This window comes from Methylosinus sp. RM1 (assembly GCF_011378635.1).
Lineage (GTDB): Bacteria > Pseudomonadota > Alphaproteobacteria > Rhizobiales > Beijerinckiaceae > Methylosinus > Methylosinus sporium.
In genome coordinates this window covers 1-15,994 of record NZ_WOVC01000016.1, presented here as the reverse complement: position 1 = coordinate 15,994, position 15,994 = coordinate 1, and the positions used below count along the sequence as shown (strand labels likewise).

The 15,994-nt window shown below is 61.6% G+C and carries 8 protein-coding genes; 5 read left to right on the top strand and 3 right to left on the bottom strand.

Going from position 1 to position 15,994, the window contains the following annotated elements; translation table 11 throughout:
• The first annotated feature begins 63 nt into the window (after positions 1-63).
• Positions 64-678, top strand: coding sequence for a DUF6151 family protein (locus FMZ75_RS12540; protein ID WP_166143182.1), 615 nt, complete (start codon positions 64-66; stop codon positions 676-678).
• Between the two features lie 65 nt (positions 679-743).
• Here the strand turns inward: FMZ75_RS12540 and FMZ75_RS12535 are convergent, their stop codons facing one another.
• Together FMZ75_RS12535 and FMZ75_RS12530 are read right to left on the bottom strand one after the other, a co-directional pair.
• Positions 744-2,855 carry a ParB/RepB/Spo0J family partition protein gene (locus FMZ75_RS12535; RefSeq protein WP_166143180.1) on the bottom strand — a complete coding sequence of 704 codons (2,112 nt, stop codon included), beginning with the start codon at positions 2,853-2,855 and terminating at the stop codon, positions 744-746.
• A 172-nt stretch (positions 2,856-3,027) separates the two neighbouring features.
• Entirely contained in the window at positions 3,028-4,224 is a 1,197-nt protein-coding gene (locus tag FMZ75_RS12530) for a DUF932 domain-containing protein (RefSeq protein ID WP_166143178.1), read from the bottom strand.
• Positions 4,225-4,503: 279 nt separating this feature from the next.
• On the opposite strand from FMZ75_RS12530, the gene FMZ75_RS12525 reads away from it, so the two are divergent.
• Genes FMZ75_RS12525 through FMZ75_RS12510 form a run of 4 tightly spaced genes read left to right on the top strand, consistent with a single transcriptional unit; the run spans position 4,504 to position 15,071 of the window.
• A complete protein-coding gene (locus FMZ75_RS12525; protein ID WP_166143176.1) occupies positions 4,504-5,382 on the top strand; it encodes a WYL domain-containing protein in 879 nt (292 codons plus the stop codon).
• Positions 5,383-8,976 (top strand): helicase-related protein, encoded by a 3,594-nt coding sequence (locus tag FMZ75_RS12520; protein WP_166143174.1) that lies wholly within the window; start codon positions 5,383-5,385, stop codon positions 8,974-8,976. It begins immediately after the preceding gene.
• The gene (locus FMZ75_RS12515) at positions 8,973-11,738 is read left to right on the top strand and encodes a DUF1156 domain-containing protein (RefSeq protein WP_207783418.1); all 2,766 of its coding nucleotides are present in this window, start codon (positions 8,973-8,975) and stop codon (positions 11,736-11,738) included. Before FMZ75_RS12520 ends, FMZ75_RS12515 begins: the two co-directional genes overlap by 4 nt.
• Before the next feature lie 3 nt (positions 11,739-11,741).
• Complete coding sequence (locus FMZ75_RS12510; protein ID WP_166143172.1) at positions 11,742-15,071, top strand: Swt1 family HEPN domain-containing protein; 3,330 nt, start codon at positions 11,742-11,744, stop codon at positions 15,069-15,071.
• A 532-nt stretch (positions 15,072-15,603) separates the two neighbouring features.
• Here the strand turns inward: FMZ75_RS12510 and FMZ75_RS12505 are convergent.
• On the bottom strand, positions 15,604-15,994 hold a 391-nt coding region (locus FMZ75_RS12505), incomplete at its 5' end, for an ATP-binding protein (protein WP_166143170.1).

Genomic DNA, 15,994 nt, shown 5'->3' with positions numbered 1-15,994 from the left:
CGAAATATTACGTGAAAAGGGATATTCTGAAGTTCGAGGAATTTCGAAAAAGAGGTGGCGAAAATGGTCAACCTAGCCTGTGAGTGCAATGCAATCGCATGGTCAATCGATGAAAGAATTCCTCGAGCCGGGATTCGCTACGTTTGTCATTGCGATGACTGCCAAGCTTTCGCGCACTTTATCGGGCGGCCAAACAGGCTGCTCGATGCCAACGGGGGCACCGACGCCTACCAATTGCCGGCTTCACGATTGATGTTCAGCCGCGGTCTCGATAATCTCATCTGCGTGCGGATGACAAACAGGCGTCTGATCCGCTGGTACTGCTCACATTGCAATACACCCGTGGCCAATACGTACGACACATCGAAACTGTCGTTTCTATCTGTTCCGCTCTGTGCTCTTCCTGCTGAACAGCGCGACGAGGCGTTGGGTCCATCTTCAGGGCACGTCTGGACGAAATTCGGTCACGGCGATCTATCGCGGGTAAAGCAGGTTAGTATTCCTGCAATGCTCTGGCGCATGGCATCGCGCATTGCTGCTGCACGGATGAGCGGGGATTATCTCAACAATCCATTCTTCGATCCCGTGACCTGCAAACCAATCTGCATGCCCCGTCACCTCACCTTTGCGGAACGTTCCGAACTTGACCGAAAGGTGCATGCGGTCGCGAGTGCCTAGTGGGGCTCTCGATCGTCGGCATGAAAAGTGGCGGAGCACTCTGCAGCGCTCCGCCGACAGATCATTCAGCCGCAATCGGAATCGGCGCTCTCGTTCGCTTCATCGTCCGAAAGAAATTCAGGCAGCTCTTCGGATTCGTCGGTTGCTTCGCCTGCGGAGAGCTCGACCTGCACACCGTCGTCGAGCCTCAAAGGCTCCGGCAGCCAGCCGGAGTCGGCGAGCAGGTGTTCGGCTTCGACCGCCATCTCGCCCTTTTTCAGATGTTCGATGAGCTGGACGGCCCGTTCGCCCTTGGCCTTGCGGACGGCGTCCAGGATTCGTCGCTTCGGCACGCGACCGAGATAATTATCGACGGTCGGTTTCCAACCGGCGTCAACCATGTTCAAGCCGACCGCCCGAGCGAGCCGGTCGGCATTCTTCAGGCGCTGCTGCACCGAATGCGACGTGACCGCGCCGCCACCATAGCGGTCCGTCTTCTCATGGAGGGCGTTGACGCCATGGCTGACGCAATGCGCGAGCAGCGCCAGGCGATGCGTGTCGTCGAGGCCGACGAGCCAATCCCAGAGCTCCTGGTCGTCTCTGGGAATGTTCGATTTCCAAGCGTCCTGCCGCTCCGCGATCGCATGTGAGCTGGCGCTGTTCTTCAGATCCGTGGGCTGGATCGGAAAGGCGATCTGCCGCAAGGAAATTTCCAAGCCGGAGGCCGAAGTCGCCGCGTAATGGAAGGTGTCGGCGACGAGCTTGTGCAGCAGCGCCGTGATGGCGACGTTCGGATTATTCGCGACGGCGTTCTGCAGCGCCAATGTTCTGTGCGCCGTCAGCTCGATCATCAGCCGCTCAGGCAATGGTGCGAGCGCGTCGGTTTCATCTTCCTCCGAGTCGACCGGGCGGCCTTCGATCGTGATGACGGCCTGCTGTGTGGCGGGAGCAATGGCTGGTGAGAATTCGCCTGTGCCCGCATCCTCGTTCGCGTTCTCCTCATGAGCGGGCGGCTCGTCCTCGGGCCGCACATAGCCGCGATCGACAGAGAGAAGGCCTTCGGCGTCGATGCTGACGAATGCTCCGGCGCGCGCGACGTCAGCCGGGTTGAAGCTCCGCGGTCGATTTTGCAGCTCGGCGAGCGCAGTTTCGATCTCTCCCAGGCGCCGGTCCACATCCTCCGGCAGCTCGTCGACTTTTTCATATTCGGTCTCCAGGCTCTCATGTTCGGCCTCGAGCGAGTCGATCGTCGCCTGCTCGTCGTCGGTCAACTCCGTGGGCGCGCCGACGAGTTCTCTCAGTCCATTCGTATGTCCGAATGGAAACGAGACCGCGACCTCGACCCATTTCCAGCCCTCGGCGGCGACCGTTTCGGCCGCCGCCTTCAACTTCTCGATGACGAGGCTGTCGAGCAACGCGACATTTTCCAGCCAGCCGCCATCGTCGTGCTGAAACAGGTCGCGCATGACGAGTCCACCCGCTGCTTCGTAGGCGTCGAGGCCGACGAAGACGGCTCGCCGATCGGCGGCGCGCACGGCTTTTTCCGTCAGCATGCGCCGAATTTGGTAGGGCTCTTTCGACCACGACTTTTCTAGCGCCACCCAGACCTGCTCCTGGCGAGCATGGTCCGATGAGACAGTGAAGGCCATCAACTGCTCCAGCGACATTCCGTCTTCGGCATAGATGTCGAGGAGCTTCTCCGACACGGTGGTCAGCCGCAGGCGCTGCTTCACGACATTGACGCCGATGAAGAAGGCTGCGGCGATATCCTCCTCGGATTTCCCCTTGGCCCGCATCGCCTGAAAGGCGCGGAACTGATCGAGCGGATGCAGCGGCGCGCGCTGGACGTTCTCGGCGAGCGAGTCGTCTTCCGCGAGGATATCGCTCGCGGGATCCCTGACGACGCATGGGACGGGCGCCGTTTTGGCGAGCAGCTTCTGTTTGACCAAAAGCTCGAGCGCCCGATAGCGGCGACCGCCCGCTGGAATTTCGAACATGCCGGTTTCAGCGCCATCGGCGTCGAGCACCGGCCGTACGTTCAGGCTCTGAAGCAGTGTGCGGCGCGCGATGTCCTCGGCGAGTTCCTCGATCGAGACGCCGGCCTTCACGCGCCGGACATTCGCCTGGGAGAGGACGAGCTTGTTGAACGGAATGTCGCGCGAAGACGACAATGTGATCTTCTGAGCGGCTGTAGCCATCGGCATAAACTCCGTGACGGGCGGTCGAAAGCCTCTCTCTCGACTCAAACCCGTCACGAAGCACGGCGCCGCCCTCTGACTTTGAGGACGGCGCCGCGGGATCGAGGATCAGCAGATGCGGAAATGCACGAAGCCGGAGATACGGATTTCCGCGTCTCCAGCTTTCCGGATTTCAGGCTGCGCGATCGAGGAGCTTCTTGGCGCGCGCCTCCAGATCGAGACGGGCGTCCTGATTTGTCTTGTTCCGTGCGACGGCGGTGATGCCCTGCACAAAATCGAAGATGCTCTCGGGTTTGCGGCCTTCCTCGGCCAACACGGTCTCGATGATCTTCGCGGTCTCCTTCTTCGAAAAGCCGCGCCGTCGCAGGAACTCGTCGCGGTCCTCGTCATTGCGCGCGACGATCTTTTCCCGCGCCGCCTTGATGCCGTTCACGAATGGCATGTGTGAGGAATCAGCGAAGCGGGTCAGCGCCGGGGCGGCCTCATGCGCGAAGCGTGAGGCGGCGTATTTCGAGTGTCGGATGGTTATTTCCTCGAAATCTTCGACGCCCCACAGATTCCTATTTTGACATACCGCGCGGAGATAGAAGCTCGCCATGCCGAGCGTCTTTGCGCCCACCTCGGAATTCCAGCAGTAGAAGCCTCGGAAATAAAGATCAGGCGAGCCGTCCAGCAGCCGACCGGCCTCGATCGGGTTGAGATCATCGACCAGGAATAGGAAGACGTCGCGGTCCGAGGCGTAGAGTGTCGTGGTATCCTGCGTGATATCGACGCGTGGGTGGTAGACGCCGGTCGACCAATCGAGCACACCCGGTACCTTCCAGCGCGTGTCGCCTGTGCCGTTTCCCGCGATGCGCTGCACCGCCTCGACGAGTTCATGGTCGTAGATGCGGCCGTAGTCCGGGCCGGTGACGGCTCGCAGCTCAACGCGGCCATCTTCGATCTCCAACGTCTTGACCTGTTCGGCACGATTCGACGTCAAGCCGTATTGGAGGTTGATGCCGGCGAGCGGCGCCGGGAGCTGGCGGAGGTAGGCGGCCGGCGCGCCGACCAGGCCCGCGAGCTGACCGAAACTCCAATGCGTCGGCGCGACCGGCGCGTCGGCGCCGGGCAATGTCAGAGTGAGGCGCTCCGCGTTGCAGCGGTCGGCTTCCACGCGGATCGCCGCGCTCTCCACCGTTCGGGTCCGGCTGCGCTCGGTCCGTCCGCGCACTGCCGCGTAGAGGTCCGACAGGGACTGAAAGCGCTCGTCTGGCGGCCGGGAGAACCACTCTGACGATACGCGGCCGACGCGCTCACCGCGGCTCACGTCTACCTTGTAGCCGTGTGTATGATCGCGCACGGCGTCCAGAATTTGCACCTTGGTCATTGGGGCATTCCACGACGGGCGCCGGAGGCCTCTCCTCCAGCCCTCAACCCGTCCACGGAAACCCGATCCGCACTCCCACTCTAAAGGGGTGGGGCTCCCCTTGCAGATGAGGTCGGCCGAGACGCTGGCTTGGCCGAATGGTAAGACATTCCCCAGATGATATTTGACCCCATCCTGACCCCGCCCTTGACCTGCGCAGCACGGTGAGGCTAAAAAGTATATGGATACATTAATTGTGTCCGGATAGCAGCTATTCGGTAGCCGGCTGGAGAGAGCTTGATGGCGCAAGCCGCCGCGGCATTGAAATGGGGGGTGGAGCAGCGGCTCGAGTTCATCGAGTTCCGCCTCTTTTGGGAGGGCGGCGTCAATCGCGCCGACATCATGGAGATGTTCGACGTGTCGGTGCCGCAAGCCTCGAAGGACCTCACGCTCTATCAGGAGCGTGCGCCGAACAATGCAATCTACGACAAGAGCGCAAAGCGCTACGTCGCCAGCAACCGCTTCCAGCCGTGTTTTATGAAGCCTGATCCCGCTGCCTATCTCAACCAGCTCCGATCGGTTTTCGAAGGCATCATCGACCGATCCCATGCCTGGATCGGGCAGTCTCCGTCCTACGACGCTGCGCCCACGCCTGTTCGCGGCGTGAACGCAGGGATCCTGCGCAGCGTCATGGCGGCAATCCGTATGTCACAGGCCATCGAGATTCGCTACCAGTCGCTCTCCCGCCCCGAACCTCGTTGGCGGTGGATAGCGCCGCACGCGATCGGCTTTGACGGCTTTCGGTGGCACGCCCGGGCCTACTGCGAGACCGACCGGACGTTCAAGGATTTCCTGCTCTCGCGGATGCTGGAGACGCGCGACACGAGGACGAGCGAAGTCGCGCCCGACACCGATGCCGATTGGCACGAGTTCGTCACCCTTGAGATCGGTCCTCATCCCGAGCTTTCCGAAACACAGAAAAAGGTCGTCGCTCTCGATTATGGGATGCGCGGAGATAAGGCGAAAATCCGTGTACGGAAGGCGCTGCTCTACTATGCACTGAAGCGTCTCGGTCTCGACACGGCCCCCGCCGTACGGCGCCCCCAGGATCAGCAGATCGTACTCCTGAACCGGGGGCCGGAACTCGCCGCCGTCGGGGCGACGGCGGTGGAGGGCTGAATGGCGGTCCTCGAAGACCTCAAGCCCGGCGGATCGATCCGCGGAGTCCTGCCCAGCGGACTCGTGACGGTGGTAAACGTTCAATGGTTCGGATCCGACGCCATCGAGCTGACCTACAAGGACGCGGCGGGCAAGGTCGGTAACGAACTGCTCTACCGGGATCGGGAGGCGGATCTCGAAATCGTCGAGGAAGGACGGCCGTGGAGCTTCGATGGGGACGGCGCCCTTTTCCGGCTTGTGTCCGAGGCCCAGCGCATTCACCTCGCCCATCTGTTCGACCCGGTCCTGGCGGTTCACACCTCCGTCGTCGAGCCGCTGCCGCATCAGATCACGGCCGTCTATGAGAGCATGTTGCCGCGCCAGCCGCTGCGGTTCCTGCTCGCCGACGATCCGGGCGCCGGCAAGACCATTATGGCGGGACTCCTCATCAAGGAGCTGATCGCCCGTGGCGACCTACAACGCTGTCTCGTCGTTTGCCCAGGTAGCTTGGCGGAGCAATGGCAGGACGAGCTCTATCGCCGCTTCAATCTGCCCTTTGACATACTGACCAACGACAAGCTGGAGGCGGCGCGCACCGGCAACTGGTTCCTGGAGACCAACCTCGCCATCGCGCGGCTTGACAAGCTCGCTCGCAACGAGGACGTCCAACTCAAGCTGCAAGCGCCCGATTGCCGATGGGATCTCGTCGTGGTCGACGAGGCGCACAAGCTCTCCGCCACCTTCTTCGGCGGCGAGATCAAATACACCAAACGCTACCGGCTCGGGCAGCTCCTCTCGCAGCTCACGCGGCATTTCCTCCTGATGACTGCGACGCCGCACAACGGCAAGGAGGAGGACTTTCAGCTCTTCATGGCGCTCCTCGATGGTGATCGCTTCGAGGGCAGGTTCCGCGATGGCGTGCATGTGGCCGACGTCTCAGACCTGATGCGGCGCATGGTGAAGGAGAACCTGCTGAAGTTCGATGCGACGCCGCTGTTCCCCGAGCGCGTCGCCTACACCGTCCCCTACAAGCTTTCGGACGCGGAGGCCGCGCTCTACAAGGCTGTCACCGAATATGTGCGCGAAGAATTCAATCGCGCGGAGGCGCTGGAGAATGATAAGCGCGCCGGAACGGTTGGTTTCGCGCTGACCATCCTTCAGCGCCGTCTCGCCTCGTCCCCCGAGGCGATCTACCAGTCCCTGCGGCGCCGACGTGAACGGCTTGAAAGCCGGCTGCGTGAGCTGGAGGTGCTGCATCGCGCCGGTCAGGTCGGCGGCGTGTTCGACACGCGCACCCCGTTGCTCGATCGGGAAGACGTCGAGGACTTGGACGACGCGCCCGACGCCGAACTGGAAGCGACCGAGGAGCAGGTCCTCGATCAGGCCACGGCAGCGCGCTCGATTGAAGAGCTCCGGATCGAGATCGAGACGTTGAAGCGCCTTGAAGCGCTAGCGCTCTCGATCCGGCGGAGCGGCGAGGACAAGAAATGGCGCGAGCTGGCGGCGCTGCTCGGCGAGATTTTCACGCCAGCATCGATCACGAACGGCTTCGCGGAAGAAGCCGCAGCCTATGACGCGGGTTTGCCTGAGCCGCCCAAGCCCACACCCTCGCCACACCAGAAGCTGGTCATTTTCACCGAGCACCGCGACACGCTGAATTACCTGCAATCGCGGATCGGCACGCTGCTCGGACGTGATCAGGCGATCGTCGTCATTCATGGTGGCATGGGTCGGGAGGAGCGCATGAAGGCCCAAGAAGCCTTCCGCCACGATCCCGAGGTCAAGGTGCTGTTGGCGACCGACGCCGCTGGCGAAGGCATCAATCTCCAGCGCGCCCATCTTATGGTGAATTACGACCTGCCCTGGAACCCGAACCGGCTGGAGCAGCGCTTCGGACGCATTCACCGCATTGGCCAGACCGAAGTCTGCCACCTCTGGAACCTAGTCGCCGAGGAGACTCGCGAGGGCGATGTCTATCACAAGCTGCTGGACAAGCTGGCGCAGGCGCGCAGCGCGCTGGGCGGACAGGTCTTCGACGTGCTCGGCAAGGTGCAGTTCGAAGGGCGCTCATTGCGTGAGCTGCTGATCGACGCGATCCGCTATGGCGATCAGCCGGAAGTTCGAGCGCGGCTGACCAAGGTCGTCGAACACGCCTTCGACAAGGACGCCCTGCGTGAGCTTCTGGAAAACCGCGCGCTGGCGCAGGACTCCATGGATGCCTCGCGGGTCTATCGCATCCGTGAGGAGATGGAGCGGGCCGAGGCCCGCCGGCTCCAGCCTCACTATGTTGAATCCTTCTTCCTCGAAGCTTTCAAGCGGCTCGGCGGCGCCATTCGGCAGCGTGAGCCGCGGCGCTACGAGATCACGCATGTGCCGGCGCCGGTGCGCAACCGTGATCGCCTGATTGGTTTTGGCGAGCCGGTATTGCCGCGCTACGAACGTGTCTCGTTCGAGAAGGCGCTCGTGGCGCCGCCAGGGCAGCCGCTGGCGGCCTTCGTCTGCCCGGGTCATCCATTGCTGAACGCCGTGATCGACATCAGCCTGGAACGCTATCGCGACCTGCTGCGACGCGGCGCCGTGCTGGTCGACGAACGCGATTCAGGCACGAGCCCGCGCGTGCTGTTCTTCCTCGAACACGCGATCCAGGATGCGAGTGTCACCAAGGCAGGCGAACGGCGCGTCGTCTCGAAGCGACTGCTGTTCGTCGAGATCGACGCCAATGGAACAGCGCGGCACCTCAACTATGCGCCTTATCTCGACTATCGCCCGCTCGGCGACGGCGAACCGACGGCGGAAGCGCTCCTGGTCCGGCCCGAGGCATCATGGATCGGCCGCGACCTCGAAAGCAAAGCGCAGGCGCACGCCATCGCCCAAGTAGTGCCAGAGCACTTGACTGAGGTGCGGGACCGCAAGCTCGCGTTGCTCGTCAAGACCGAGGCGGCGGTGAAGGACCGCCTGACCAAGGAGATCAACTACTGGGACTTCCGGGCTGAGCAGCTCAAGGAGCAGGAACGCGCCGGCAAAGCCAACGCGCGGCTCAACTCTGGCGAGGCCCGTAAGCGAGCCGATGAGCTACAATCCCGGCTGCAAAAACGCATGGAGGAAATCAAGCGCGAGCGCCAGTTGGCTCCTCTGCCTCCGGTGGTGCTCGGTGGCCTTCTGGTTGCGCCTGCCGGGTTGATTTGTGCGATGGGCGGGCGGCCGCGGGCGGCCCAGACTGTGGTCGACGCGCAGGCCGCCGCGGCGCGCGCACGGGAGATCGTCATGGAGGTCGAGCGCGGTCTCGGCTTCGTCCCGGTCGATCGGGAGTTCGAAAAGCTCGGCTACGACATCGAAAGCGCGATCCCCGGCACAGGGCGTCTGCGTTTCATCGAGGTGAAGGGCCGCGTCGCGGAGGCGGACACTGTCACCGTGACGAAGAACGAAATCCTCTATTCGTTGAACAAGCCCGACGATTTCATTCTGGCGATGGTCGCTTTCGGCGCAGACGGATCGCATGAGGTCCGCTATCTGCGCCGCCCCTTCCATGAGAAGGGCGTTACCACCGACTTCGCCGGCGCCACCGTCAATTTCCCCTTCGCGCAATTGCTCGCCGAAGCGGTTTCCCCGTCGTGAGAACCGATATGGCCCCTAAAACAAAGAAGAAGCTGATCGAAGTCGCTCTACCGTTAGAAGCGATCAATAAAGGCTGCGAAGAGGACAAGAACCGAAAAACCGGCCATATTCGCAACCTGCACAAGTGGTTCGCGCCGATGCCTCTGCCCTCGTGGCGGGCGATGCTCTTTGCCGCTCTGGTGGATGAGCCTGACAACAGTGATGGCGGAAAAGAGAAAAATCGACTCTTTGGAATCATAGAACGACTTTCGCGCTTTGATGCCTACAAGGACCGCTGCCTCCTTGAGGAGGCCAAGGCCGAAATCCGAGACCAACTCGGAAACATAGATGTTGAAATTGTCGACCCATTTTGTGGTGGAGGCAGCACGATATTGGAAGCCCAGCGGCTTGGTCTAAAAACGAGGGCTTCCGATCTAAACCCAATCCCTGTACTGATCACGACAGCGCTATGCCAGATCGCTCCGCTGTTCGGTACACGCGAGCCAATTAATCCTGAGGCTGGACAACCTGCTATCGGCGGTTGGGAAAGCTTTGATGGGCTGAAATCCGACATTCGGTACTTTGCGAATATCGTTCGTACACGGGCCTGGGAACGCCTGAAGACACACTATCCGTCTGTCAATGGCACCGTTCCAACAGCATATCGCTGGGCTTGGTCGGTAGCGAGCCCCGATCCGTCAGCAAGGGGACGGTATACGCCATTAGTTTCGGATTGGGTGCTCTCGAAGCACAAATCACTGAAGGCGTGGATTGCGTTCAATGGAGACAATAATTCGCAATTCTCTATTTCAAACTCTGGCACGCCACCGAAAGGAAATACAGGACGTTCTGGCGCCACCTGTCTGATCAGTGGGAGTCCAATAACGCTCGATTATATTCGCTCTGAGGGGCGAGCCGGTCGCCTGAGACAGTGTTTGATAGCGACGGCCGCTAGGGGTGCATCCGGAGTTTCGTACTCAGCCCCAGACGATATTCAAATTCAAGCCGCGATGGCTATCCGTGAGGCGGATATCTCCGGGATTGAGATGCCGGACGCAGCGCTAGGTTTTCGTGTGCAACAATACGGCATTCATAATTTTCTCGGACTATTCACAAAACGGCAAGCGCTCACTTTGGGAGTTTTCGCGGAGGAAGTAGAACGAATTCGTGAAGAGATTGCCGATATTGCACGAGAAGCCCGGTTTCCAGACGACAAGAGGCGACTCCATGAAGGTGGAAATGGCGCAGAAGCTTACGCAGACGCCATAACCTGCATGCTTGGCCTTTGCGTCGGCAAGATGGCACAGAGCAACAATATTCTTGTGCGGTGGTTTGTAGACCCTCGAAATGGCAGTGGCAAAGCTACCCCGTCGTTTGATCGCCATGCCGTACCAATGGTGTGGGATTTTGTCGAGACGAATCCGTTTGGGGGCTCTGTTGGCGATTGGACGGGGCCGGTTTTGGAAACCGCGTTACGATCCTTGGACCTTTGCGTTTCTCAGGCGAGCCCGGCCAGTGTTCAGCAATCCGACGCCAGAGACGTGAGCTTGAGCCTTTCAGGGCCTGCTCTGGTTGCAACTGATCCACCGTACTATTCCAATATTGGCTACGCGGATCTTTCGGATTTTTTCTATCAGTGGATCCGTCCAGCTCTCAGAAGAGTCTTTCCGCACCTGCTGGCAACTATGGCAACACCAAAAGAGAAAGAGCTTATTGCCACACCGTTTAGGCATGATGGGAACACACAGAAGGCTGATGAATATTTTCGATCAGGCTTCTCTCATATCTTTCGTGACCTGGCTGACAAAGCTGACCAGAGATTTCCAATCCTAATAGTATATGCGCTTAAACAGACCGATGAAAACGATGGTGGTCAAGTCTCGACGGGTTGGGAGGTGTTTCTGGGGGGCTTGATCGATGCAGGATTATCGGTTGTTGCTACCTGGCCCGTGCGCACCACTACAAACACTAGGATGATTGGAATAGGGAACAACGCCCTAGCTTCAGCAATCTTTGTTGTTTGCCGAAAGAGGCTCCCTGATGCGGCTTCGGCGACACGTCGGGAGTTCATGGCGGTGCTCAAAGCCGAGTTGCCCTCGGCATTGCGTGAACTGCAAGCAGGCAATATTGCGCCTGTTGATCTTGCGCAAGCATCTATTGGTCCCGGTATGGGTGTGTACACGCGTTACTCGGAGGTGCGGGATGCGGAAGGTAGGCTTGTCACCGTCGGCGACGCACTAGCGTTGATCAATCAGACTCTTGATGAAGCTCTGACCGAACAGGAAGGCGATTTCGACCCAGACACACGTTGGGCCGTCGCATGGTTTGAACAGCAAGGCTTCGTTGAAGGCGACTTTGGTGTGGCCGAAACGCTCAGCAAAGCCAAGAACACTTCAGTCGGAGGCCTCGCTCAAGCGGGCATCCTGGACTCACGGCGCGGCAAGGTACGGCTTCTGAAACCGGAAGAATTACCCGAGAGCTGGGATCCGGCAACGGACCCACGATTGACCTCTTGGGAGATCGTCCATCACCTGATCCGCGTGCTCGCCAGTGGTGGAGAGCGCGCGGCGGCCGATCTGGTCGCCAAGCTCGGCGCCCGGGCAGAGACAGCGCGGGAACTTGCCTACCGGCTTTACACCATCTGCGAACGCAAAAAGCGCGCCGCGGAGGCACTCGCTTATAACGGCTTGGTTCAGAGTTGGCCCGAGATCGTCCGCCTCGCTCAGGTGGGAGGCAGACCGGCGGTAGCCGCGCCGGACCTTTTCGCTACGGGGGAGCGCTGACCCATGGCCATGACCAATCAGGAGCGTGTCGGCAAGGCGATGGACCTGCTGCGGGCTGGCCTCGCCCCGTTCGTCGAGCGCGAAGTGCAATCGGCCGTGAAGGCGGGAACCGTGCGGATGGACGCGGTGCGCCGCTTCGCCGAAGATCCGATGCTGGGCAATAAGCCGATCGCGCAGTGGGACGTCGCCGGCTTGCTGAAGCTGATGTGGGAAACCTGGAACGACGTGTTCAAGCGCACGCTGGGTTTCGCCGAGCGCAGCCTCGTCAGCGAGCTGCGGGACGTGCGCAACAAATGGGCGCACCAGAATCCCTTCTCCAGCGACGACGCCGACCGCGCGCTCGATTCGATGGGGCGATTGCTCGCAGCCGTCTCGGCTCCCCAGGCCGACGAGGTCGGGAAGATGAAGATGGAGCTGCGTCGGCTCATCTTCGACGAACAGGTGCGCGGTGAAAAGCGTAAGGCCGGCGGCTCGCTGATCGAGCCTGCGGCGGCCGGAAACCTGAAGCCCTGGCGCGAGGTGGTGACGCCGCATGCCGACGTCGCCAGCGGGCGCTATCAACAGGCCGAGTTCGCCGCCGATCTGTGGCAGGTGCATCTCGGCGAAGGCAGCGACGAATACCGCAAGCCTGCGGAGTTCTTCCGCCGCACCTTTCTGACGGAGAGCTTGAAGCGCCTTCTGGTCGGCGGCATGCAGCGGCTGTCCGGTCAGGGCGGCGATCCGGTCGTACAGCTTCAGACCAATTTCGGTGGCGGCAAGACCCACTCCATGCTCGCGCTCTATCACCTCTTCGGTGGCGATGCTCCCGGCGAACTGGTGGGCATCGACGCTGTGATGGCCGAGGCGGGCGTGAAGACCCTGCCGAATGCCAAGCGCGTCGTGCTGGTCGGCAACAAGATTTCGCCCGGCAATCCTGTGACCAAGCCGGATGGCACGGTCGTGCGCACGTTGTGGGGCGAGCTCGCGTACCAACTCGGCGGCACGAAGGCTTTCGCGCGGATCGCCAAGGATGACGAAAGGGCGACCAGCCCCGGCGACCTGCTGCGCGAACTGTTCGTCGAACATGGGCCCTGTCTTGTGCTCGTGGATGAATGGGTGGCCTATGCGCGCCAGCTTCACGACCAAAGCGATCTGCCGGCCGGTGGGTTCGAGACCCAGTTCACCTTCGCGCAAGCGCTCACCGAATCGGCCAAGCTGGCCGGGAACTGTCTGCTTGTCGTCTCGCTGCCGGCGTCCGACACGTCGGGCTCGCCGCACACTCAGGCTGACGACGTGGAAGTGGGAGGCGTTCGTGGCCGCGAGGCTCTCGACCGCCTTCGTAATGTCGTCGGGCGTGTCGAGTCGTCGTGGCGGCCGGCGACAGCGGAAGAAGGCTTTGAGATCGTACGTCGAAGACTCTTCGAGCCGATCGCAGGCGATATGTTCAAACAGCGCGATCTGACGGCGCGGGCGTTCGCCGACCTCTATCAGGCGCAGGCGGCCGAGTTTCCAACGGATTGCCGCGGGGGCGATTACGAGCGGCGCATTCAGGCCGCCTATCCGATTCACCCCGAGATATTCGATCGGCTCTATACCGATTGGTCGACGCTCGTGAAGTTCCAGCGGACGCGCGGCGTGCTGCGCCTGATGGCGGCGGTGATCCACAGCCTCTGGGAGAAGGGCGACCGCAGCCCACTGATCCTGCCGTCGACGATCCCGATCGACGATCCACGGGTGCAGTTCGAACTTACGCGATACCTCTCGGACAATTGGGTGCCGATTATCGAGAAGGATGTCGATGGCCCCAATTCGCTCCCTCTGAGGATCGACGGGGAGGTGCCAAATCTAGGTAAGCTGTCGGCGACGCGGCGTGTCGCGCGCACCATCTATCTGGGCTCTGCGCCAACCGCGGCAGCGGCCCATCGCGGGTTGGAAGACCGGCGTGTGAAACTCGGCTGCGTGATGCCGGGCGAGACGCCGGCCGTTTTCGGGGACGCGTTGCGCCGGCTCGCGTCGGCCGCCACCTATCTCTACCAAGACGGACCACGCGCCTGGTACGCGACCCAGCCGACAGTGACGAAGCTGGCCGAGGACCGGGCCGAGCAGCTCAAGCGCGATCCCGACAAGGTAGCCGCAGAACTGGAGGCGCGATTGCGCGCCGACCTCAAGCGCGCCGGTGACTTCTCACGAATCCATCCGATGCCGCGTTCGGGCGCGGATGTGCCCGACGATTACGACGCTCGACTTGTCGTTCTCCCTGCGGAGCAGACCTACACCAAGGAAAGCGGCAACGCCGCCGAGACGGCGGCGAAAGCAATCCTGGAATCGCGCGGGAACGCACCTCGTCTCTATCGGAACGCGCTGGTCTTCCTCGCCGCCGATAAAGTGCGGCTGCAAGACCTTGACGAAGCCCTGCGCAAGTATCTGGCGTGGTCGGCGATCGTTGCCGAGAAGGAGGCGCTCAACCTCGACCCGCACCAAACCCGTCAGGCCGAAACCCAGAAGCAGGCCGCCGACGGCGCCGTAACGGCAAGGCTGCCTGAGACCTATCAATGGCTTCTCGTTCCAGAGCAAACGACTCCGCAGGCGCCAGTCATTTGGCAAGCTTCCCGGCTCACCGGCAGCGACGCGCTAGCTGTGCGGACCAGCAAGAAGCTTCGCAGCGACGAGCTGTTGGTCGCGGGCCTCGGCTCGACGATCCTGCGCAAGCATTTGGACGACGTTCCCCTGTGGCGCGGCGATCATGTCGCGGTGAAGCAGCTCATCGATGATTTCGCGCGCTATCTCTATCTGCCGCGGCTCGCCGGACCGGAGGTTCTGGTACAGGCTATCCGGGACGGGCTCGCGTTGCTGACTTGGCGTGCGGATACGTTCGGCTATGCCGAGAGCTACGACGAGGCGGTGTCACGCTATCGCGGGCTGCACGCCGGGCACGGCGTCAACGTCTCGGCCGACAGTTCGGGGTTCCTCGTGAAGCCCGACGTGGCCGCCAAGCAACTGGACGCCGAGACGCCTTCTCCTAGTAATCCTGGCGCCACTCCAAACCCCGGAGGCGGTGGAGGGACCGATCCTCGTACCGGTCCGGGCGAAACTCTTCCGACACCGCCAGCAGTCCAGCAGCTTCGGCGCTTCCATGGGTCGGTGCGGGTCGATTCGACCCGCGTGGGTCGTGATGCCAGCCGCATCGCCGATGAAGTGATCGCCCACCTGGCTGGTCAGATGGGTGCGGAAGTCACCGTCACTATCGAGATCGAGGCCAGGCTTCCCAACGGAGCCACGGATCAGCTCGTGCGCACCGTCACCGAGAACAGCCGCACCTTGAAATTCGATAACCAGGGTTTCGAAACCGAATAGGGGTCACGCATGGCTGATCGCCATTCCGCCATCCAATCAGCCGTGCACTGCGAGACAGGCAGTTAGAAAATCAGCCCTTCCTCGCGTAACCGCCCACTCTTCACGGAAGACGGATTATCCCATGGCGCTGTCGGGAAGGATGAGCAAGGTTAGAATTTCATTCCCGGGCAGGGAGAAAGACTGTTCATGGACCTCATATCGCTCAGCCCCGCGGAAATCGAACCATGCATCGGCACCGATCTTTCGTGGGATCGTGTCCTCTCTGCCCCCACGAAACAGAAGATCGAAAGCCGGGCTTTCGGGATCGAGTTCCTCCCTGGGAAACCAAAATCGTTGTAGCGACGGCGGACGACACGGCCACTTTCGGCCTGACTGCGAGTGGCATACGAGCATGATCGGGAAGTTGGCGATTCCGACGAAGGCGCCCGTCTTTAACGGGATAATGGCGCCCGGGGATTCCGGGATGATGGCGCCCCCCTCTAACGGAATGATCCCGCCCGGGCGCCGCGTTCGTCGACCGGCGAGATTTGTCTCACCCGTTCTGGTTTTCGGTCAAGGCGTTTTTGGTTCCTTTGGCGCGCGCTCGGCGTAGGCTTTCGCCCGATAGCTCGATACGGTTGGCGTTGTGAACGAGGCGGTCCAGGATCGCGTCGGCGTAGGTGGGATCTCCGATAACCTCATGCCAGGAGGCTATGGGGAGCTGAGAGGTGACGATCGTCGATCGGCGCCCGTAGCGCTCTTCGAGGATCTCGAGAAGATCGTGGCGAGCGCCGGCGTCGAGCGGCTCGAGGCCGAAGTCGTCGAGGATGAGCAGATCGGCGCGTCCGAGCGATTTCAGAAGCCGCGGATGGCGGCCGTCGCCGCGTGCGAGCGCCAGCTCTTCGCAGAGCTTCGGCCAGCGATGATAGACGACGGAGCGATTG

Bases quoted from the DNA above. Each gene is read 5' to 3' on its own strand.
- FMZ75_RS12540 (WP_166143182.1), top strand. From the start codon at position 64: ATGGTCAACCTAGCCTGTGAGTGCAATGCAATCGCATGGTCAATCGAT.
- FMZ75_RS12535 (WP_166143180.1), bottom strand. From the start codon at position 2,855: ATGGCTACAGCCGCTCAGAAGATCACATTGTCGTCTTCGCGCGACATT.
- FMZ75_RS12530 (WP_166143178.1), bottom strand. From the start codon at position 4,224: ATGACCAAGGTGCAAATTCTGGACGCCGTGCGCGATCATACACACGGC.
- FMZ75_RS12525 (WP_166143176.1), top strand. From the start codon at position 4,504: ATGGCGCAAGCCGCCGCGGCATTGAAATGGGGGGTGGAGCAGCGGCTC.
- FMZ75_RS12520 (WP_166143174.1), top strand. From the start codon at position 5,383: ATGGCGGTCCTCGAAGACCTCAAGCCCGGCGGATCGATCCGCGGAGTC.
- FMZ75_RS12510 (WP_166143172.1), top strand. From the start codon at position 11,742: ATGGCCATGACCAATCAGGAGCGTGTCGGCAAGGCGATGGACCTGCTG.